Raw genomic sequence first — 20,205 nt, forward strand, 5'->3', positions numbered from 1 at the left:
TTGTCTGTTTTCATGAGTTTTTTGTGCGTTCTTTCATGCGTCCGCCTCGCCGGGAAAGTTCGCGCGTCGGCGAAAAGTTCTGGCCCCAGCGTTCTGCTGCGTCACCGTGTGTGCCGACGCGGCCGTTTCACGGTCGATACCGGGTTGTGTCCTTACGGCGGGCCGTCACAGGCCGGAGTCGCTTCGGGCTCCGGTACGCTCCATGGGGTGCGAGAGCTTGTGAGGCGCGAGGATCGCGGTGCTGCCAGGAGGGTGGCTCCGGGACCGGGGATGTGCGCCGCTCGCGCGGTACGGAGGCGCCGTACGCCCCCTTGTTCGACTCCCCGCAGCGCGCGTCGCACAGTATGCAGCACGCGTACTCCTTCGCGCTGGAATATGCCCGAAGCGCTTGTTGCGGTGACTGTACGTCAACCATGCTGTCTCGCAAGGGCATCACGTTCAGTGATCCTGTCGAGGACCTTGTCGAGGCGCGAGGCGATGTGTCCGCCGGTTCGGATGGTGTGAGCGGTGCAGGTGCTTCAGGTTCAGTTGGAGGTCGGGCCCGACCCGGCGGAGGTGGGGCGTGCGCGCCGATGGGCCAGATCCCGGCTCGTCGGCTCGGGGATAGGGGACGACGAACCGGTCGCGGAGACCCTGATCCTGCTCATCTCCGAGCTGGTCACCAATGCCGTGGTGCACACGGGCTGTCCGGCCGTGCTGCGGATGCGGTTCCGGCCCGGCGGGGCCGAGGCCGGTACCGTACGGGTCGAGGTCGCCGACGCGAGCGCGTGTCCGCCGCGCCCGCGCCACGCGGAGGGCGACGACACCAACGGCCGTGGTCTGGAGCTGGTCGACGGGCTGGCCGACCGGTGGGGCTGGCAGCCCGAGGGCGCGGGCAAGCGGATCTGGTGCGAGGTCGACCGCCTGGCGCCGGAGCGCGCGCCGGGCGCGTACGAACCGGCCGCGTATGAGACCCGGCCCGCCACGAACGGTCCCGCCTATGAGACCCGGCCGCCCGCGGGCGGCGGGGGCGGCGGGGCGCGCCCCGCCTACAAGCGGTCGTGCGCGGTGCCGCGTCCCGCCTGACCGTCAGGCGTCCGACGGTCCCGCGCGTCGTGACGGTCCCGCGCGCCGTCCGGCCGTACCCCTGCTTGTGTTCCCACCTGGGTAGCCGCCAGTGTTCCTGCTCGGGTCCCCGCCGCTGTTCCTGTTTGTGTTCCCACGTGGGTACCCGTTTGGGTCCCCGCGCGGAAGGTGCGCCGGTAGACCGTCGGTGCGACACCCAGCGCCGACTGGAGGTGCTGGCGCATCGACTGCGCCGTACCGAACCCCGAGTCCCGCGCCACCTGATCGACCGACAGATCCGTCGACTCCAGGAGATGCCGGGCCCGTTCGACCCGCTGCCGCACCAGCCACTGTCCGGGGCTGACCCCCGCCTCCTCACGGAACCGGCGCGTGAACGTCCGTACGGACATGGCCTCCTGCTCCGCCATGTCGCGCAACTGGATCGGCTCATGGAGCCGCGCGAGCGCCCATGTCCTGGCGGCGGCGGTGGTCGCGAGCTGGGGTTCGGGGACCGGACGCCGGACGTACTGGGCCTGGCCGCCGTCCCGGTGGGGCGGTACGACCGTACGGCGCGCCACGTCGTTGGCGACCGCCGCGCCGTGGTCGCGGCGCACGATATGGAGGCAGAGGTCGATCCCGGCGGCGACCCCCGCCGAGGTCAGCACATCGCCGTCGTCGATGAACAGGACGTCCGCGTCGACGCCGACCCGCGGGAACATGCGCTGGAAATGGGCGGCGTGGAACCAGTGGGTGGTCGCGGGCCGGCCGTCCAGGAAGCCCGCGGCGGCCAGGACGTAGCTGCCGGTGCAGATGGAGACCAGACGGGTGCCCGGGCGCAGATGCGCGAAGGCGGCCTTCAACTCCTCGGAGAGGATGCCCTCCTCGTAGACCGGACCGAGTCCGTACGAGGCGGTGGCGATCACGGTGTCGGCGGTGGCGAGGGCCTCGGGGCCGTTCTCGACGAGGACCGAGAAGTCCCCGCTGGTACGGACGGGTCCCGGCGGGCGGACGGAGCAGGTGACGACCTCGTACAGCTCGTGGCCGGAGGAGTCGCGGGCGATACCGAAGATCCGCAGGGGGATGCCCAGTTCGAAGGGGAGCAGACCGTCGAGGGCGAGGACGACGACCCGGTGGGGGCGGGCGCGGTCGCTGGCGCCGGCGCCGGGGCCCGGGCCGGAGTCGGAGCCGGGGCCTGGTGCGTCCTGCATGGGGGTCCTCCGGTCTGGTGTGCCGGGTGCGGGGGCTTGCGGTGGTCCGGCGGTGATCTGGTGGCGGTCGTGCGGCAATCGTGCGGCGGTCGTGGGGCGGTCCCGCGGTGGTCCTGCGGCGGTCCGGTCCGTGGATGCGTGTTGGAGGCCCGGACCACCGCTTGATATCTGTCACCCCTGTGACTCAGAATCGCGTGGCGGCCCAGGCCATTCCCGAGCCGGACATTCCCGGTGACCCGCTGGAGACGGTGGAGCTCACCCTCTGGAACCGTAACTTCCGGCTCTTCTTCCTCGCCCGTACCGTCGCGCGCTTCGGTGACGGGATGGTGCCGGTCGCGCTCGCCGCGGGGCTGCTCGACGCGGGATACGGCGCCTCGTCCGTGAGCTTCGCGCTCGGCGCGTGGATGGCGTGCTTCGCGGGCTTTGTGATCATGGGCGGGGTACTGGCCGACCGGTTCACGCCGCGCCGGATGATGGTGCTGGCGGACGTGGTGCGGGTGGTGGGCACGGTGGTGCTGGCCTGCGCGTTCGTCCTGGGGCCGCCCTCACTGTGGCTGGTGTACGCGCTGAGCGCGCTCAGCGGGCTCGGCGCGGCGATCTTCCAGCCCGGCGTGGCCAGCATGCTGCCGCTGATGGCGCCCGACGTACAGCGCGGGAACGCGGTCCTGCGGGTCGCCGAGTCGCTGACCACGATGGCGGGGCCTGCGGTCGCGGGCGGGCTGGTCGGCTTCGGCGGCCCCGGACTGATCTTCGGGGTCAACGCGGCGACCTTCGCGGTCAGCGCGGTGTGTCTGTTCCTGATCCGGATGCCGTTTGTCGCGCCGGTCGTCGGGGAGTCGATGCTCGCCGAACTGCTGGGCGGCTGGCGGGAGTTCAGGGCGCGGTCCTGGCTGTGGGGGGTGATCGCGGTCTGGTCGGTGTACGGGATCACCGTGCTCGGTCCGATCACCCCGCTGGAGGCGGTGGTGGTCACCGAGCGGCACGGCTCGGCGATGTTCGGCCTGATGATGGCGGTCGCCGGCGCGGGCAACGCGGCGGGCGGGCTGCTGGCGATGCGGGTACGGCCGCGCAGACCGCTGTTCGCGGGGACGTTCGCGCTGTTCGGGGTGGTCGCGAACGTACTGGTGCTGGCGTACGACGTACCGGTGTCCGTGCTGGCCGCGGGGTTCTTCCTGGGGGGTGTGGCGCTGGCGTTCTGGCTGGTGATGTGGTCCACGACGGTCCAGACACAGGTCCCGGCGGAGGCGCTGAACCGGCTGCACGCGTATGACGTGGCGGGCTCGCTGATCATGCTCGCGGTGGGGCGGGCGCTGGCGGGGCCGGTGGCGGAGGCGGTGGGGGTGCGCGAGGTGCTGGTGGCGGGGGCGGTGATCAATGTGGCGGTGTGCGGGGTGCTGCTGGCGGTGCCGGTGATCCGGTGTCTGCGGCGGGTGGAGTAGGGCGGGGTGCGGTAGGGACGGTGGAGTGGGGCCGGGTAGGGGCCGGGGGAGCAGGGGCGGGCGGGCCGGCGGCGGCGCATGGCCCGATCCTAGCGAATGCTGTCCTCCGGGCCACTCGTAAGGACTGTTCCGTCCATCGATCCTGTCTGACGTGACACAGTCAACCGAACTTCCCGCTCAGGACGACGCGGGCCGTACCCCGGCCGCCGCCGGCACTTCCCGTACGCCGGGAGCACCTCGTACCCCCGGGCGTATCCACCGGGCGTGGTTCGTCGCGGTCGTCACGTTCGTGACGATCATCGGCGCGGCGGCCTTCGCCTCGCTCCCCGGTCTGCTGATCGACCCGCTGCACCAGGAGTTCGAGTGGTCGCGCGGCACGATCGGCTTCGCGGTCTCGGTCAATCTGGCGCTGTACGGGCTGACGGCGCCGTTCGCCGCGGCGCTGATGGACCGGTTCGGCATCCGCCGGGTGGTGGCCGTCGCGCTGACGGTCATCGCGGTCGGGTCGGTGCTGACGGTGTGGATGACCGCGGCCTGGCAACTGGTGCTGTACTGGGGGATTCTGGTCGGCCTGGGCAGCGGTTCGATGGCGCTGGCCTTGGCGGCGACGGTGACCAACCGCTGGTTCGTGGCGAGGCGCGGGCTGGTCACGGGGATACTCACCGCGGCGGGCGCGTCCGGGCAGTTGGTCTTTCTGCCGCTGCTGTCCTGGCTGGTGGAGCACCACGGCTGGCGGCCGGCCGCGGTGACGGTCGCGCTGGCGGCGCTGGCGGTGGTTCCGTTCGTCTGGCTGCTGCTGCGGGACCATCCGGCGGATGTGGGGCTGCCGGCGTACGGGGCGACGGAGTTCGTACCGAAGCCCGAGCCGGTGCCCGGCGCGGCGCGGCGGGCGGTCTCGGTGCTGCTGTCGGCGGCGCGTACGGGGCCGTTCTGGCTGCTGGCCGGTACGTTCGCGATCTGCGGCGCGTCCACGAACGGCCTGGTCAAGACCCACTTCGTACCGGCCGCGCATGACCATGGCATGCCGATCACGGCGGCGGCGTCGCTGCTTGCGGTGATCGGTGTGTTCGATGTGGTGGGGACGGTCGCGTCGGGCTGGTTCACGGACCGCTTCGAGGCGCGGCGGCTGCTGGCGGTGTACTACGCGCTGCGCGGCATTTCGCTGCTGTTCCTGCCGATGCTGCTGGCCCCCTCGGTGCACCCGCCGATGCTCTTCTTCATCGTCTTCTACGGCCTGGACTGGGTGGCGACGGTGCCCCCGACGATCGCCCTGTGCCGCGAGCACTACGGCGAGGACAGCGCCATCGTCTTCGGCTGGGTCCTCGCGTCCCACCAGGTGGGCGCGGCGGTGATCGCCTTCGCGGGCGGTCTGGCCCGCGACATCTTCGGCTCCTACGACATGGTCTGGTACGCCTCGGGCGCACTCTGCGCGGCAGCGGCCCTGATGGCCCTGATAATCCGCCGCCCGCCGACACCGAAGGCCCTGCCGGTCCCGGCCTGAGAGCTGCGCCCCTCGACCGCCGGGCGAGACCGGGGGCACTCGCCGCTTCGGCGAAGCCGGACCTTCGCCCGAGCCGGGGCCGGTGGGCGGCGGCACGGCTCGCGCGCCGCGGGGGTGACGATGACGCCCGCGGTCCTGCCCTGGCACCCGGAACACCTGGTCCTCGTCCCGGACCTCGAAGTAGGCCACTACTTCAAGGCCTGACCGGTAAGAACGCCTGACCGGCAAGGCCGAGGCGTCGGTCTTCGTCAGCTTGCTCGGTCGAGCGGTTCGAAGGCGACGCTGAGTCGCAGATGGAGTGCGGCCGCGATGCGCTCAAGCAGGGGCAGAGTGGGCATCGTTCCGCCCGCTTCGAACCGCGCCACAGCGGGCTGCCGCAATCCCGCCGCTTCGGCGAGCTGGGCCTGCGTCATCCCGAGCGCCTCGCGGCGCTCCCGTACGGCACGGCCGAGTTCGTAGCGGACCCGCGTCGCTTCGTACGCTTCCCGGGCCTCCGGGTGAGCCAAGGTCTCCTCCCTCAGCTCGGCCCACTTCTTCTGGCCGCTCATCACGTCACCCCTCATCGACTGTGTGCGCCTGCTCGATACAGCGGCTCATCGCCCGAGCCGCCCGCTCGATCTCCGCGGTCTCCCGCATCCGCTGTTTGCGGAAGACCGTGAGAAGGATGATCCGCCTCCCGCTCGATCGGGACGCGCTCGCGGAGTCGGTCAGCGGGTCAGGGCCTTGGCTATGCGGTGGGCGTCTCGGGAGAGTTCTCGGAGCATGCCGCTGATGGGGTTCGTGAAGCCCGTGAAGTAGAGGCCCGGGGCTTGGGGCGGGGTGTGGGGGCCGTGGGTTTGGGGGCGGCCGGTGGGGGTGAGGACGTTCAGGGGGCCGAGCAGGGGCTCCAGGGCCCGGGTGTAGCCCGTCGCGGCTATGACCGCCTCGGGGGTGATCCGGGTGCCGTCCGCCAGGACGACCTTGTTCTGGTCGAAGGACTCAACCGCCGCCACCGGCTCGACCCGGCCCGTCCGTACCGCTTCGATCAGGCCCACGTCCTGTACCGGGATCGCGCCCTGGCGGACGCGGGTGTACAGGCCCGTGTCCGGGCGCGGCAGGCCGTACGACGACAGGTTCGGGACGGAGAGCCGCGCCATCCCCGCCGCCGCGATGTTCACGGACCAGGCCGGCAGCCGCCGTACCAGGATCCCGGTCCGCTGGGCCGGCCAGCCCGCCGTGGAGCGGCGCACGATGTGCGGGGCGGTACGGACCGCCAGCCGTACCCGCGCCGCGCCGCCCTCGGCCAGATCGACCGCGATCTCCGCACCCGTGTTGCCGACGCCGACGACCAGGACGTCCTTGCCCGCGTACGGCCCGGCGTCGCGGTACGCGCTCGCGTGCAGCAGCTCGCCGCCGTACGACTCGACGCCCGGCCAGGACGGCATCCGCGGCGTGTGGTTGTAGCCGGTGGCCACCACGACCGCCCGTCCGGTCAGCTCCCGCCCGCCGGTGGCGTGCAGCAGCCAGCCCGTGCCGTCGGGGGCGGGCTCGATCCGGGTGACCTCCACCCCGGTGACGATCTCCAGCCGGTTGAGCTCCGCGTACTTCTCCAGATAGCGGACCATGTCCGCCCGCGACACCCACCGCCCGAACGACCGCGGCATCTTCAGCCCCGGCAGCGCCGACCCGCGGCGGGTGGTGTGCAGCCGCAGCCGGTCGTAGTGGTTGCGCCAGGAGGCCCCGACCGCGCCGGACTTCTCCAGGACGACGGCCCGCGCGCCCCGCCGGCGCAGCATGGCGGCGACGGCGAGCCCGCCAGGGCCACCGCCGATGACATATACGGGGCGGTCCTCGGTGCGGTCGAAAACGTCGGGCATGAGAGCTGAGCGTAATCGAACCATCACGTGGTGGGTCTCGGTCGGACCGGAATACGGTTGCAAATCGATCACGCCCCGCGGGTACGGTGAGCATGTGGTGCGGGGCCGGTGAACATCGTCCCGGCGGGCCGGTGAATAGTGCACCACCCGCTACGGCCAGAGCAACTCCCGTACCCACGCGTCCCCTTCGCGCCGGTAGCGCAGCCGTACATGACGCCGTCGCGCCTCGCCCTGGAAGAACTCCACCTCGTCCGGCACCAGTACGTACGCCGTCCACGACGCCGCCTCCGCGCCGGGCTCGCGCTGTGCCCGCCGCCAGGCCGCCTCACTCGCCTCCGCCAACTCCCGGGCCGAGCACAGCACTTCGCTCTGCCGCCCCACCAGCGCCGCCGCCAGCGCACCCGTCGAGCGGGCGTGCAGATCGGCGCTGCTCTCCTCGGGCCCGGCCGTCCGGACGGCGCCCCGGATCCGTACGGCACGCGCCTGCGCCGGCCAGTAGAAGCCGAGCGCGGCCTCCGGGCGTACGGCGAGCTGCCGGCCCTTGCGGCTGGTCGCGTGCGAGGCGAAGTGCCAGCCCTGGGCGTCCGCGTCGTGCAGCATCAGGGTCCGTACGTCCGGCCGCCCCCGCTCGTCGGCGGTCGCCAGCGTCATGGTGTGCGGCTCGGGCTGGCCGGCCGCCACGGCCTCGGCGAACCAGCGCCGGAACAGCGGCAGCGGCCCGGTGGGCGCGGTGGACGGATCGAATACGGGCAGCTCGCCGATGTCCCAGACCGGCTGCGCGCGCAGCAGGGCCCGGAAGGCCTCCTGCCGGGCGGCTTCGGCGGCCTGCGAGCCCTCGGCGGCCCGCGAGCCCTCGGCGGCCCGCGAGCCCTCGGCGGCCTGCGAGCCCTCGGCGGCCCGCGAGCCCTCGGCGGCCTGCGAGTTCTCGGCGGGCCGCGAGTCCTCGGAGGTCTCGGTGCTGTTCTCGTCGCTGTTGTTCATAGGAAGGCGATCGCTCGGGTGGTTCCTTGTGAAACGTGGTCCGGACACGGGAGCGCCGACAGGGATCGTCTGTGTGATCCACCGTCGGCGTGACAGGACAGTGAGGGGCACGCCCGTACCGTGCCCGCCGGCAGTGCGCCGGCTCGTTCGTGCGCTACTTCGTGGGCTTCCTTCCGGTGATGCCGAGATGGACCAGCAACGCGAGATTCGGCTTCAGCTCGGCCTGCTTGACGCCCCAGCTCTGGAAGTTCTTCTGGTGCGAGGCCACCGAGGAGAGCATCACGACCAGCGAGCCCGCCAGCGCCGCCGGGTTCACGTCCTTGTCGACCCGGCCCTTGGCCTGGAGCTCCTTCACGGACTCCGTGAGGGAGTTGGTGACCGAGTTGAGGATCCGCAGCCGGATGCGGTTGAACCGCTTGTCGCCCTCGGCCGCGCCCAGGTCGACCACACGGAGGATCGCGTCGTGTTTACGCCAGAAATCGAGGAACCCCTCGACCAGTTCCTCCGAGGTCTGCCAGCCCGCCTTGCCCGCCCAGGAGCGGCCGGAAACCAGCGCCGTCAACCCGGCGCCCTCCTTGGCCATTTCCTCGGCGATCTCCAGGACGGCGCCCTCGACGTCCGGGAAGTACTGGTAGAAAGTCGCGGGGGACGTGCCGGCCCGCCGGGCGACGTCGATGACCTTGACGTCCCGGTACGGCGAGGAGCTGAGCATCTCGCCGAGACAGTCGAGCAGCTTCTGCCGCGTCGCCTGCCCGCGCCGACCAGCCACCCGGCCGTCGACGGTGCGCACTTGTCCTGTCATGCCGTCAGCTTACCGAGGGGTGATCCCAGCGCGATTTGGCCGAGTGCAAATGGGGAACCGGCCACTCCGCGCACGGGCTGTGCGTACGGTCAGTTATCCCCAGGCGCCACTCACGAGTGAATAATGTTATCAACAGCCTGTGGATAACTTCGGTGGACAACTCGCGGTGGCGACGGGCTCACGCTGCGATACTTGAGCAATTGTTCTAATTTTTCCTGTGCACTCCCGGTCCAGGCCCATTAACTTGACTGTGACGGGGACCACAGCGTTATGCACAGGGCATGCACAGGGAAGGACGGATCCGGCCATGGCCGAGTTCGCGGAGGGCACACCCTGCTGGGTGGACGCGGCGCTTCCCGATCTCGCGGCGGGCAAGCGATTCTACGGAGAGCTGTTCGACTGGACCTTCGAACCGGGGGACCCCGGAACCCTCGGGCACGGCGGGTGCGCGACCGCCTTCAGCGACGGAAAGCGGGTCGCCGGTCTCCTCGCCAAGCGGGACGGCCGGATGCCCACCGCCTGGGGCGTCTACTTCGCCACCGCCGACGCGGCGGTGCTCACCGACCGGATCATCCGCGCGGGCGGCCGGCTCGTACGGCCCCCGACCCCCGTCGGCCGCCTCGGTGTGCTCGCCCAGGCCGCCGACCCGGCCGGCGCGGTCTTCGGCCTCTGGCAGGCCGGGGACGAAGCGGGCTTCGAGAAGCGGGGCCTCCCCGGATCGTTCTGCTGGACCGAGGTCTACACACGGGACAAGGAGCGCGTCGACCCCTTCTACGAACGGGTCTTCGGCTTCCTGGGCGCGGACGTGCCCGACGGGCCCGTCGACTTCCGCCTGTGGTTCCCGGCCGGTACGGGTACGGAGCCGGGCGCGGTCGGGGCCGTCGGCGCGATCGGCGGACGCAGCGTCATCACGGACGCCTTTCCCGCGGAGATGCCGGGTCATTTCCTCATCTACTTCGCCGTCCTGGACTGCGACCAGACCGCGGAGGCCGTCGTCCGGCTCGGCGGCCGGGTCACCACACCGCCGTTCGACATCGAGTCGGGCCGGATGGCCGCGCTGATGGACAACCAGGGCGCCGCGTTCGCCGTACTGGCAGAGTCTGATCCGTACGGACAGCGGTACGGGCACCGGTACGAGCAGGAGCGCGTGCCCGAAGCCCGTTCCACGGTCGGTCAGGAGCTGGTCGGTCAGGAGCCGGGGAGTCAGGAGCCGCCGGGGAGTCAGGAGCCGGTGCGTCAGGAGGCAGGGCGTCAGGAGCCGGAAACGGAGCCCGGACAGAACGCCGGCCGGGCGCGTGGCCGGGCTTGGATCGGCCGCGGAAGGGCGGAAGACCGGCGGTAAACGGGCGATCAGCGGCAAAGGTGTGACACATGTGGTGTCCGGATCGAGGTGAGACACCCCGATCCGCCCCCGGGTTCGCAACCGGTGCCTCGGACAGGAAGAATCAGGGGGCACGGGGCCGTACCTTGGTGGCCCGTACGGGGAGGTGGCAGGCAAGTGGAGCAGCTTACGCAGCACGATCCGAGACGCATCGGCCCTTTCGAGGTGCTGGGGCGGCTCGGGGCCGGCGGCATGGGGCTGGTCTATCTCGCGCGCTCGGCGTCGGGGCGCCGGGTGGCGATCAAGACCGTACGGACCGAGCTGGCCGAGGACCAGTTGTTCCGGGTCCGCTTCACCCGCGAAGTGGAGGCGGCGCGGGCCGTCAGCGGGTTCTACACGGCGGCTGTCGTGGACGCCGACCCGAGGGCCGCGGTGCCCTGGCTGGCGACGGCGTACGTACCCGCCCCCTCGCTCGAAGAGATGGTCAACGAGTGCGGCCCGATGCCCGCCCAGGGCGTGCGCTGGCTGGCGGCGGGGATCGCCGAGGCGCTCCAGTCGATCCACGGCGCCAATCTCGTTCACCGCGATTTGAAGCCGTCCAATGTGCTGGTGGTGGAGGACGGGCCGCGGGTCATCGACTTCGGGATCGCCTCCGGGGTGTCCAACACCCGGCTGACGATGACCAATGTGGCCGTCGGCACGCCCGCGTACATGTCGCCGGAGCAGGCGCGGGACTCGCGCAGTGTCACGGGCGCGAGCGATGTCTTCTCGCTCGGTTCGACCCTGGTCTTCGCCGCCACCGGGCACGCGCCGTTCCACGGGGCGAACCCCGTCGAGACGGTCTTCATGCTGCTGCGTGAGGGGCCCGACCTGGAGGGGCTGCCGGAGGAACTGCGGCCGCTGATCGAGTCGTGCATGCAGATGGACGCCACGCGCCGCCCCTCGCCCGCCGATCTCCAGGCACAGCTCGCCCCGCATCTCTTCGCGTCGGGCAGTGACGACAGCGGTACGGCCTCGGCGTGGCTGCCGGATCTCGCCACCGCGATGATCGAGCGGCGCAGGGCCGGGGGGCGGGTGCCCGCGGGGGCGGTACGGCCGGCGGAGCCCGTGGCCGCACCGGCTCCCGTACCACCGCCGCCCGCGCACCGGCCCGCGCCGCCCGCGCAGGCCCCGGACTGGGACGCCGCGTGGCGCCCGGACGGGGGCGGTGGCCGGCACGGCGGGCCGCGGGGCGCCGAGCGCGAGGGCGGACATCAGGGGGCGGGGCACCGGGACGGTGCGCATCCGGGCGGTGGCCGGCACGGCGGGCGGCCCGAGCCGCTCGCGGCCTCTGCCTCAGCCGCCGCCCCGCCTGCCGCGCCGCCCCAGCAGCCAGGGGCCGCCGGTCCGCTCCGGCTGTCCGGCTCGCCGGTGCCGATCGGTCCGGGACCCCGGGTCGCGGACACCCGCGCGGCCGTTGTCGTGGGCCCGGGCGCCGGAGCGGGCCCGGCCACCGGCTGGATCCGCCCGCCGGCCGGGCTGAACGGAACGGACGCGCTCGCCGGCCCCGTACCGCCTCCGGTGCCCCCTGCCGTACCGCCGCCCGCGCAGCCGCCCGACACGGCGGCGGCCTCGGCCCGCTGGCGGCCCTGGCGGTTCCGGATGTCCAACGACGTCTGGGGGACCCCGGTCGTCGACGGCGATCTGCTCTACGTCACCTCCTTCGAGGTGCACGCGCTGGACGTGGGCACCGGCCGCCGCCAGTTCAAGACCCGGGACGTGGCCTGGGCCATGGCCGTCGCCGGGGGCCGGATCCATGCCTCCGACGGCCCCACGCTGTACGCGCTGGACGGCAAGGACGGCAGCGAGCGCTGGCGGCTCAGGACGGACGCCTGGGTGTACTCGCTCAAGGTCGACCGCGGCACGGTGGTCACCGGGACCCGCGGCGGCGGTGTGCAGGCGTGGGAGGCGTCCACCGGCGAGAAGCTGTGGGAGACCACCGGGGCCCAGACCGACTTCGAGACCCCGGAGGCCGGGCCCGTGGTCTCCGACGGCACGGTCTATGTGTGGAAGGACGCCCGGCTGCGGGCGCTGGACGCGCGGTCCGGCGCCGAGATCTGGTCGTATCCCATTGGGGACGCGGCCTCCTGCGGGGGCGTTCCCGTACGGGTGCGGCCTGCGCCGGACGGGCAGCTCTATGTCTCGGCCGGTACGCGCGTCCTGTCGGTCGACATCTCCACCGGGCGGGTGCGCTGGCACTTCGAGGCGCCCGCGGTCTTCCTCTCCCCGCCGGCCTTCGCGCCGGGGCCCGCCGTCACGGGCGGCGGGGTCTATCTGGCCGACTACCTCGGTACGGTGTACGCCCTCGACGCCGCGACGGGCAAGGACCGCTGGCGTATCGCGACGGAGTCGCGGCAGTCGATCGAACCGGTGCTGGTCGCCGACGGCAATGTCCATGTCGGCAGCGGCAGCGCGCTGTACACGCTGGACGCGGTGACGGGCACGCCGAAGTGGCGCTTCGCGGCGGGCGGCGAGGTGATCGGCGCGCCGGTGGTCGCGGACGGCAGGCTGCACTTCGGCTCGGCGGACCATGTGCTGTACACGCTGGACGCGAGCGGGGGACAGCTCCGCTGGAAGCTGGCGACGGGCGGCGAGATCACGGGGTCGCCGGTGGCGCGGCGGGGCGTGGTGTACGCGTGCAGCAAGGACCGGTGTGTGTACGCGCTGGACGCGGTGAAGGGGACGGCGACGGGACGGGGGGCGCGGTAGCGCGGCTCAGCGGTGCGGGGGGCCGTCGTCACGGTCCTGGTTACGGGGGTCCTGCACGGGGAGTGACTGGGTGTCGCCGTCGTGGAGCTGGTCGTACGGGGGCTGGTACGGGGGCTCGTACGGGCCGTGGTGCGGGGGCTGCGGCGGGTGCGGGGAGTCGTAGCCGTAGCCGTCGCCGTATGGCTGCCCGTACTGGTCGTGCTGCCCGTACTGCTCGTGCTGGCTGTACTGCCCGTACTGGTCTTGCTGTCCGTACCACTGCTGCCTCGGGTCGTACGGATGCGAGCCGTACGGTCCCCAGTCCTCCTCCTGCGGGGCCGGTGCCGGGGGCGTGTACGGGGCGTACGGGGTGTGCGGTGCCGGGAACCGTACGTGGCGTCCGCTCATCACCAGCGCGGCGAGGAGGAGCAGCACTCCGCCGCCGAGGGCGTACGCGAGGCCGACGTCCAGGCCCGAACCGTTCCCGCCGACGCTCAGCCCGCCCGACGCCTGGCCCTGGCGCACCATCCACAGCGCGGTGAAGCCGAGGACGATCAGCCCGGCCAGCGCCGTCAGCAGCCGCGAGCGCAGTGCCAGGGCGATCAGGGTGAGCAGGGCGGCGAAGGCGAAGGGCAGCAGCAGGGAGGTCGCCAGGGCGGCGCTGGTGGGGGTGATGCCGTTGAACAGGTCGGCGACGCGGTAGTCCTGGCCCTGACGCCCGTCGAACCAGGCGAGGAAGACGCTCAGTACGGTGGCCGCCGCCCCGGCCAGGGCGAGGATCGAACCGATGGCGTTACGGACCATCGCCGCCTCCTGACCCGGACATACCGCTCCGGTCCACGACGCTACGCCGGGTCCCCGGGCCGCGCCATGTGACGGCGGACGCCCGCTGTTAGGGTGTCGCGATTGACAGGTCCATGGGGGCCACGGGGACAACGGGGGAAGGGCTTCGGTCTTGCTGCGTCGACATGCGAAATTGGCGGCCGTGCTGGTCGTGGTGGTGCTGGCTCTGACGGGTTTCTCGTCGGGGTCGGGCAAGGGGTCCGGGTCGGGCAAGGGGTCCGGGTCGGGGAAGAGCAAGGGGTCGAGCAGCGGCGGCGGTGGCGGGGGTGGCTGCTCCAGCTCCAAGAAGAAGAACAACGGGTACGTGGGCTCGGGCTCGGGCTCGGACTACGACTCCGACGACGACTACTCGACCTCGTCCGGCGGCTCCTCCACGTCCGGCACGTCCGGCGCCACGGCGTCGTCCTCGGACGGTGTCCAGGTCATGATGGTCTCCTGCGCGCGCAGGGCGAGCGGCAAACGGAAGGCCGTCACGTACGCGAGCGTCGTGGTGACGACGGACCCGGGTGTGTCGGGCACCTACGAGGTCGAGGTCGACTTCAAGGACGCGTCGGGCAGGGTCGTCGACAGCGGCGACACGGAAGTGACGCTGACGAGCGGCGACACCCAGACGCTCCGCGTCCCGATGGACTTCCCGAACCAGGTCGCGAAAGTCCGCACCTGCGTCCCGGAAGTGACCCCGGCGATCTGACCGTACGGTCCGCGGATACACCCGTAGGGGGCCGAGCGACGCGCTCGGCCCCCTACGTGTTCCCCCGTGCGTTTCGCGGCCGCGGCGGCTCCCCCTCCGCGCCGCCGCGGCCGCTCCCCGTCGGAACTGGTCAGGGCTTGGGCGGGGCGGGCGAGTGGCTGTCCATCGTCGTGATCTCGGACTCGCCGGCGGGCGTGGACGGCGAGTGGCTGTCCAGCGTCGTGACGTCCGCTTCCTTCGTCTCCTTCGCCGGCGCAGACGGCGAGTGGCTGTCCTGCGTGGTGGGGTCCGTGGCCTTCTTGGGCGGCAGGATCGGCGAGTGGCTGTCCAGCGTCGTGATGTCCTCGTTCTTCGTCACATCGCTCATATCTGGGATCTCCCCTGGAACTTGTCGTGCACTGGCTGGAATCGCCCGTTCGGCGGCTCCCCCGGAGGTCGCCGAACGGGCGATTCGGGCGCCCCACCCCCCGTGGGTGTAGCGCGTGCAACCCGTCTGCCCCCCGAGGCGACGGATCGTGTACCGAGCCTCGCAGGTACGCATAAACAATCGATGAACGCCCAGCCGGACGGATATCAGGCCGCTTTGAGGGGTGAGAGGAGCAGCCGTACCTCTGCCGCTCCGGCCCCGTCGAGCTGCTCGTGGATGGCCAGCGCCTCCTGCCAGCAGACCTGCGCGCGGTCGAGCTGGCCGAGGCTGCGCAGCGACTTCCCCAGCAGCGTCAGGGCGTTCGCGTGCATCCACTCGCCGCCGATGAAGCCGGTCGACAGGGCCTGTTCGGCGTGCTGCGCCGCGTTGGCGGGGCGCCGGGCCGACAGATGGACCTGGGCGATACGGAAGTGGGTCGTCCCCTCCCAGAGGCGCTGCCGCGTGTCCACGAAGACGTTGAGCGCCTCGGAGAGCTGCTCCAGCGCATCCGGGTACCGCCCCGACTGGGTGAGGACGATGCCCAGCGCGTACCGGGCGTTGGCGAGGCGCAGGGTGAGCCCGAGTTCGTCGTATATGGCCACACCCTGGCGCGCCAGCTCGACGGCGTCGGAGGTGCGTCCCATGGAGGCGACGACCCGGGAGAGGTTGCACAGGGCGCTCGCCTCACCGGGCCGGTTCCGGTCGGCGCGGAACGCCTCGATCGCCTCCAGCAGGTATTCCTCGCCCGCCTCGTACTGGTCGGTGCAATTGGCGATGATCCCCAGCTCGTTGGGCAGGTTGCTGGCGATCCAGGCGTCCGGCTGCGCCGGCTTGAGTTCGGCGGCGCGGCGCGCCTCCGTCCCCGCGGCCTCGAACCGGCCCGCGCTGTTGTGCACCTGCGCGAGAGTCACCCGGGCACGCCCCTCCGCGTGCGCGTCCCCGACCGCGGCGGCCGCGTCCCGCGCCGCTGTCGCCGCGGCCTCGAACCGCTTCGAACTCGCGCCGGACTCGGCGAGGTCCTTGGAGGCCAGCAGAAGATCCACCGCCCGCCGCAGCCGGTCCGCGCCGAGGGACTGCTGCGCACAGGCCAGTATCGAGCCGGCCTCCGAATGCAGCCAGTCCAGCGCGACGGCGCCGTCGTCGAACTTCCGCCCCGGGTAGCGGGTGGGCTCCAAGTGGTCGACCGTACGGTCCCCCGGGCGTTCCAGCGCGTACACCCTCGACGCCGTCGCCAGATAGAAGTCCAGCAGCCGGGACATCGCCGACTCCCGTTCCGACGGCGGCTGTTCGTCGCGTTCCGCGCAGGCACGCGCGTAGAGGCGTACGAGGTCGTGGTAGCGGTAGCGGCCCGGGGCGGCGGATTCGAGGAGGGAGGTGTCGACCAGCGACTCCAGCAGGTCCTCGGTGTCCTGGAGCGGCAGGTCGAGGACGGCCGCCGCCGCGGCCAGGGAGAGGTCCGGGCCGTCCGCGAGGCCCAGCAGGCGGAAGGCGCGTGCCTGGGCCGGCTCCAGCGCGCCGTAGCCGAGTTCGAAGGTCGCCTTGACCGCGAGGTCACCCGCCTGGAGCTCGTCCAGCCGCCGCCGCTCGTCCGCGAGCTTCGCCGCCAGGACCGAGACCGTCCAGGTGCGGCGCGCCGCCAGCCGGGACGCCGCGATCCGGATCGCCAGCGGCAGGAAACCGCACGCCGCCACCACGTCCAGCGCCGCCTTGCGTTCCGAGGTGACCCGCTCCTCGCCGACGATCCGGGTGAAGAGCTGGAGCGCCTCGTCCGGCGACATCACATCGAGGTCGACGAGGTGCGCGCCCGCCAGGTCGACCATCCGCACCCGGCTGGTGACCAGCGCCGCGCAGCCTTCCGTACCGGGCAGCAGCGGCCGTACCTGCGCCGCGTCGTGCGCGTTGTCCAGCAGGACGAGGATGCGGCGGCCGTCGAGCGTCGAGCGGTAGAGCGCGGAGCGTTCGTCGAGCGAGTCGGGGATGGCGGTGTCGGGGGTGCCCAGGGCCCGCAGGAACGCGCCGAGGACCGTCTCCGGCTCGGCCGCCCGCGCGCCCGCGCCCTGGAGGTCCACGTACAACTGCCCGTCCGGGAAGTGCGCCCGCGCCGCGTGTGCGACATGCACGGCCAGCGTCGTCTTGCCGACCCCGCCGATACCGGCGAGCGCGGAGACGGCCATCACGGATCCGCCGGCGGCGGCGAGCCGGTCGCCCAGCTCCCGTACGAAGGAGGCGCGGCCGGTGAAATCGGGCACGGTCGCCGGGAGCTGGGCGGGCCTGCGCACGGTGTGGACGGGGGCGGGCTCCTCCACCGGACGGGCCAGTTCCGCGTCGGCCTGGAGTATCCGCTGCTGGAGCTGGGAGAGTTCGGGGCGCGGGTCGACGCCCAGCTCGTCGGCGAGGAGACGGCGCGTGTCGGCGTACGCGGCGAGCGCCTCGGCCTGCCGGCCGCTGCGGTAGAGCGCCAGCATCAGCAGCTCGCGCAGCCGTTCGCGGAGCGGGTGCGCGGCGGTGAGCGCGGTCAGCTCGGAGACGGCCTCGGCGTGGCGGCCGACCTCCAGGTCCAGATCGAGGCGGGTCTCGGTGAGCTGGAGACGCCATTCCTCAAGGCGGGTGCGCTGGTTGTCGGCGTAGGGGCCGGGTACGGAGGCGAGCGCCTCGCCGTCCCACAGGCCGAGCGACTTGTTGATCAGCGTACGGGCCAGATAACGGTCCCCGGTGGCGCGCGCCTTGTCCGCGTCGGCGGCCAGGTCCCTGGCGATGTTCAGATCGAGGGAGCCGGACGCGGTGCGCAGGGCGTACCCGCCGGCCTCGGTGATCAGTACGCCGGGGCTGAGCACCTTGCGCAGCCGCGAGGCGTATGTCCGTACGGCGGCGAGCGCCTGCGACGGCGGTTCCTCGCCCCACAGGGCGTCGATCAGCTCACTGGCGGTCGCGGTCCGCCCGTCCCGCATCAACAGGGCGACGAGCAGGGCGCGTTGCTGGGGGGACCCGGACGACAGCGCTTCGCCGTCGCGCCAGGCGCGTACGGGTCCGAGCACGCTGAAGCGCAGTTCTGCGGTGTCCCCCGGCACTCCCGGAGCCCGCTGCTCCGGTACGCGCGGCCCGCCGTCACGGTCCATAGCTCCCCCTGCTCCCGGTGCTGCCGGTTTCGCCTTCGACAGTCTGCCTTGTCGGAGGTGCGTGCGTCAGCAGTGAGTCAGGGTCTGCACAAGCCTTCAACGCTTTCACGCCGCCCGTGATAGGGCAGTACGAGCCGGGCAAACGCGACCGGACAGGATCTAGTGATCGTCCAGCCAGATCACGATCCCCGTCAGGTCGTTGAGCACCGCCGCGACACCCGCCCTGATGGCCGCCGCGCAGCGCTCCGCGGTGAACGAGGCGGGGTCGTACGTCGAGGAGGCGCCGAGCCCTTCGCCACGGAACGACGCGCCGGACCAGTCGACCGCCGTGACGTTGTGGGTGGGTTCGGCCAGTTCCGCGCCCACCACGAGGAACGGCTGGTCCAGGTGGTTCGGGGTGACCGTCGCGAGCGGGTCCACCAGGTCGTTGCCCGCGCTGACGATCAGGTCGGGGTTCATCCCGAGGGCCTCGGTGATGCTGGGGATGAGGTCGTGCGGGCCGTCGGCGACCACCGTTCTGAGGTCGACGTGTTCCGCCCCCGCCCAGTCCTCGACCGCCTTCACCAGGGCCTTGGTCGGGCGGTCGTCCCCCGACGTGAGCAGGACCACGCGGTAGTCCTCCGACGGATGGACCCCGGACCAGGAGCCGGGCCGCGGTGTGGTGGTCGACTCCGGGACGGGCGAGGAGGAGGGCTCGACGAACCCCGCGCCGAGGGTGCCGACGGCGGAGGGCTTGGGATGCGGCCGCGACCAGTCGTCGCCGGAGCTGCATCCGGTGACCAGCGCGGCGGCCGCGGCCAGCGTGGCGACGGCCCGAAGCAGGGGGCGCAAAGTGATCTTCCTCCGAGTGATGGTGGATGGTGCGCCTGCATCCTCCTATGCCGTCCTCTGCGGTGTTCCTCCACGGGTGTCGTTCTTGCTCTTGTTCTTCCGTTCTTCGCTGATGGGCCGGGCCCTGTTCATCCATGACATGCACCGTGCACAGGCAACCTGAAGGAGTCACTCCACATGTCACAACGGGTCCGCCGCGCCACAGTGCTGATCACAGCGGCGGTGATCGCTCTCCTGAGCGCCGGTCAGCCGGCGCTCGCCCACGGCTTCACCTCCACCGTGTACGCCCACATCACCGCGGGCGGCGACGGCGGCCCCGACGGGGGCCTGATACGTACGAAGCTGGAGCTCGAATACGACCTCTTCGTCGTGTCCGCCGCCGACTACGAGGACGACGACCCCCTTTTCCAGACGGGGAACGCCGCGTTCGAGGACGGTGACACCGCAGCCCAGGCCGCGGCGCTCAACGCCCACGCGAAGTCGGCCGTCTCGTATGTCACCAAGCGCTTCACCGTCAGCTCGGGCGGCGGCGAGGCCTGTACGGCGACGCAGGCCGGCGACTTCACGATCGGCCGGCGGGAGGGCGTACCGTACGCGAATCTGCTGCTCGACTGGGCCTGCCCGGCAGGCGGCGACGACGCCGAGGTGCGCAGCGGGCTGTTCCCCGACTCCGAGACCTACGTCAAGGGCACCAAGACCATCGTCGACTACAAGCTCGACGCTCGCTCGGGCAGCGCCGCGCTCGACGCCGAGCATCCGTCGTTCTCGATGGGTCAGGCGTGGTACGAGCGGTTCTGGGAGTTCTTCCGGCTGGGCGCCGAGCATCTGCTGACCGGGATCGACCACATCCTGTTCCTGCTGGCGCTCATCGCCGGGTCGCGGCGGCTGCGGGAGATCGTGCTCGCGGCCACGAGCTTCACGCTGGCGCACTCGGTGACGTTCATGCTCGCCGCCCTCGGACTGGTCGACGTACCCGCGAGCGTCGTGGAACCCGTCATCGCGCTGTCGATCGCGGTGGTGGCCGGCTGGTACCTCTGGCGGGTCTGGCGGCACGGCGGCCACGCGACCGATCTGGACCTCGACGCCGCGGCGGGACGCGGTCACTTCGGGCTGGACCGCGCCGGCTGGACCCGCCTGGGGGTCGTCTTCTGCTTCGGCCTTGTGCACGGGCTGGGCTTCGCGGGCGCGCTGGGCATCGACGAGGCGTGGTCGTGGACCCTGCTGTGGTCCCTGCTGGTGTTCAACGTCGGCATCGAAGCGGTGCAGTTGGGGATCATCGCCGTCATCTTCCCGCTGCTGGCCGTACTGCGGCACCGCGCGCCGAGGACCGGACTCTGGGCCACCGGCGCGATCTCCGCGGGTGTGGCCGCCATGGGCCTGGTGTGGTTCGTGCAGAGGGTCGCCGGGCTGTGAGGACGGTGTGTGCCTCCCGTGCGAGC

The 20,205-nt window shown here is 72.0% G+C and carries 15 protein-coding genes and 1 pseudogene; 7 read left to right on the forward strand and 9 right to left on the reverse strand.

From position 1 onward, the window contains the following. The first annotated feature begins 507 nt into the window (after window positions 1–507). Window positions 508–1,065 (forward strand): ATP-binding protein, encoded by a 558-nt coding sequence (locus tag KQY30_RS21000; protein WP_254407251.1) that lies wholly within the window; start codon window positions 508–510, stop codon window positions 1,063–1,065. On the opposite strand, the gene KQY30_RS21005 is transcribed toward KQY30_RS21000, so the two are convergent. Further along, a complete protein-coding gene (locus KQY30_RS21005) occupies window positions 1,029–2,252 on the reverse strand; it encodes a GlxA family transcriptional regulator (RefSeq protein WP_217308160.1) in 1,224 nt (407 codons plus the stop codon). The genes KQY30_RS21000 and KQY30_RS21005 overlap by 37 nt on opposite strands. A 209-nt stretch (window positions 2,253–2,461) precedes the next feature. Here KQY30_RS21005 and KQY30_RS21010 point away from each other — a divergent pair, with 209 nt between their 5' ends. Further along, a complete protein-coding gene (locus KQY30_RS21010) occupies window positions 2,462–3,691 on the forward strand; it encodes an MFS transporter (RefSeq protein ID WP_254407637.1) in 1,230 nt (409 codons plus the stop codon). Between the two features lie 253 nt (window positions 3,692–3,944). Then, window positions 3,945–5,192, forward strand: a complete 1,248-nt coding sequence (locus KQY30_RS21015) for an MFS transporter (protein WP_217311207.1) — start codon at window positions 3,945–3,947, stop codon at window positions 5,190–5,192. A gap of 248 nt (window positions 5,193–5,440) precedes the next feature. On the opposite strand, the gene KQY30_RS21020 is transcribed toward KQY30_RS21015, so the two are convergent. The 4 genes from KQY30_RS21020 to KQY30_RS21035 form a co-directional block, all read right to left on the reverse strand. Further along, window positions 5,441–5,740, reverse strand: coding sequence for a helix-turn-helix domain-containing protein (locus KQY30_RS21020; RefSeq protein ID WP_217308162.1), 300 nt, complete (start codon window positions 5,738–5,740; stop codon window positions 5,441–5,443). Window positions 5,741–5,899: 159 nt separating this feature from the next. Next, complete coding sequence (locus KQY30_RS21025) at window positions 5,900–7,048, reverse strand: NAD(P)/FAD-dependent oxidoreductase (protein WP_217308163.1); 1,149 nt, start codon at window positions 7,046–7,048, stop codon at window positions 5,900–5,902. A 150-nt stretch (window positions 7,049–7,198) separates the two neighbouring features. Next, entirely contained in the window at window positions 7,199–8,029 is an 831-nt protein-coding gene (locus KQY30_RS21030; RefSeq protein ID WP_217308164.1) for a pyridoxal 5'-phosphate synthase, read from the reverse strand. A 154-nt stretch (window positions 8,030–8,183) separates the two neighbouring features. Then, window positions 8,184–8,831 carry a TetR family transcriptional regulator gene (locus KQY30_RS21035; RefSeq protein WP_217308165.1) on the reverse strand — a complete coding sequence of 216 codons (648 nt, stop codon included), beginning with the start codon at window positions 8,829–8,831 and terminating at the stop codon, window positions 8,184–8,186. A 307-nt stretch (window positions 8,832–9,138) separates the two neighbouring features. Between KQY30_RS21035 and KQY30_RS21040 the strand changes: the two are divergent. Both KQY30_RS21040 and KQY30_RS21045 read left to right on the forward strand, forming a co-directional pair. After that, window positions 9,139–9,930 (forward strand): annotated as a pseudogene (locus tag KQY30_RS21040) (VOC family protein); the annotation flags it as partial. A 399-nt stretch (window positions 9,931–10,329) separates the two neighbouring features. After that, window positions 10,330–12,900 carry a PQQ-binding-like beta-propeller repeat protein gene (locus KQY30_RS21045; protein ID WP_217308167.1) on the forward strand — a complete coding sequence of 857 codons (2,571 nt, stop codon included), beginning with the start codon at window positions 10,330–10,332 and terminating at the stop codon, window positions 12,898–12,900. Window positions 12,901–12,906: 6 nt separating this feature from the next. Here KQY30_RS21045 and KQY30_RS21050 read toward each other — a convergent pair whose 3' ends face one another. Further along, window positions 12,907–13,683, reverse strand: a complete 777-nt coding sequence (locus tag KQY30_RS21050; RefSeq protein WP_217308168.1) for a hypothetical protein — start codon at window positions 13,681–13,683, stop codon at window positions 12,907–12,909. Between the two features lie 151 nt (window positions 13,684–13,834). Here KQY30_RS21050 and KQY30_RS21055 point away from each other — a divergent pair, with 151 nt between their 5' ends. After that, on the forward strand, window positions 13,835–14,413 hold the full coding sequence (locus tag KQY30_RS21055; RefSeq protein ID WP_217308169.1) for a hypothetical protein: 579 nt from the start codon (window positions 13,835–13,837) through the stop codon (window positions 14,411–14,413). A gap of 130 nt (window positions 14,414–14,543) precedes the next feature. On the opposite strand, the gene KQY30_RS21060 is transcribed toward KQY30_RS21055, so the two are convergent. From KQY30_RS21060 to KQY30_RS21070, 3 genes are all read right to left on the reverse strand, one after another. Next, complete coding sequence (locus tag KQY30_RS21060) at window positions 14,544–14,780, reverse strand: hypothetical protein (RefSeq protein WP_254407252.1); 237 nt, start codon at window positions 14,778–14,780, stop codon at window positions 14,544–14,546. Between the two features lie 206 nt (window positions 14,781–14,986). After that, window positions 14,987–17,935, reverse strand: a complete 2,949-nt coding sequence (locus KQY30_RS21065) for a BTAD domain-containing putative transcriptional regulator (protein WP_217308170.1) — start codon at window positions 17,933–17,935, stop codon at window positions 14,987–14,989. Between the two features lie 159 nt (window positions 17,936–18,094). Then, window positions 18,095–18,766, reverse strand: a complete 672-nt coding sequence (locus KQY30_RS21070; protein ID WP_217308171.1) for a hypothetical protein — start codon at window positions 18,764–18,766, stop codon at window positions 18,095–18,097. 177 nt (window positions 18,767–18,943) lie between these two features. Between KQY30_RS21070 and KQY30_RS21075 the strand changes: the two genes are divergently transcribed. Beyond that, window positions 18,944–20,179, forward strand: a complete 1,236-nt coding sequence (locus KQY30_RS21075; RefSeq protein WP_217308172.1) for a HupE/UreJ family protein — start codon at window positions 18,944–18,946, stop codon at window positions 20,177–20,179. Window positions 20,180–20,205 lie beyond the last annotated feature (26 nt).

Origin of the sequence: Streptomyces sp. GMY02, assembly GCF_019056675.1 — a bacterium.
GTDB lineage: Bacteria > Actinomycetota > Actinomycetes > Streptomycetales > Streptomycetaceae > Streptomyces > Streptomyces odonnellii.

Excerpts from the sequence above, each read along its gene's own strand:
- KQY30_RS21005 (WP_217308160.1), bottom strand. The coding sequence starts at position 2,252 with ATGCAGGACGCACCAGGCCCCGGCTCCGACTCCGGCCCGGGCCCCGGC.
- KQY30_RS21020 (WP_217308162.1), bottom strand. The coding sequence starts at position 5,740 with ATGAGCGGCCAGAAGAAGTGGGCCGAGCTGAGGGAGGAGACCTTGGCT.
- KQY30_RS21025 (WP_217308163.1), bottom strand. The coding sequence starts at position 7,048 with ATGCCCGACGTTTTCGACCGCACCGAGGACCGCCCCGTATATGTCATC.
- KQY30_RS21030 (WP_217308164.1), bottom strand. The coding sequence starts at position 8,029 with ATGAACAACAGCGACGAGAACAGCACCGAGACCTCCGAGGACTCGCGG.
- KQY30_RS21035 (WP_217308165.1), bottom strand. The coding sequence starts at position 8,831 with ATGACAGGACAAGTGCGCACCGTCGACGGCCGGGTGGCTGGTCGGCGC.
- KQY30_RS21050 (WP_217308168.1), bottom strand. The coding sequence starts at position 13,683 with ATGGTCCGTAACGCCATCGGTTCGATCCTCGCCCTGGCCGGGGCGGCG.
- KQY30_RS21060 (WP_254407252.1), bottom strand. The coding sequence starts at position 14,780 with ATGAGCGATGTGACGAAGAACGAGGACATCACGACGCTGGACAGCCAC.
- KQY30_RS21065 (WP_217308170.1), bottom strand. The coding sequence starts at position 17,935 with ATGGACCGTGACGGCGGGCCGCGCGTACCGGAGCAGCGGGCTCCGGGA.
- KQY30_RS21075 (WP_217308172.1), top strand. The coding sequence starts at position 18,944 with ATGTCACAACGGGTCCGCCGCGCCACAGTGCTGATCACAGCGGCGGTG.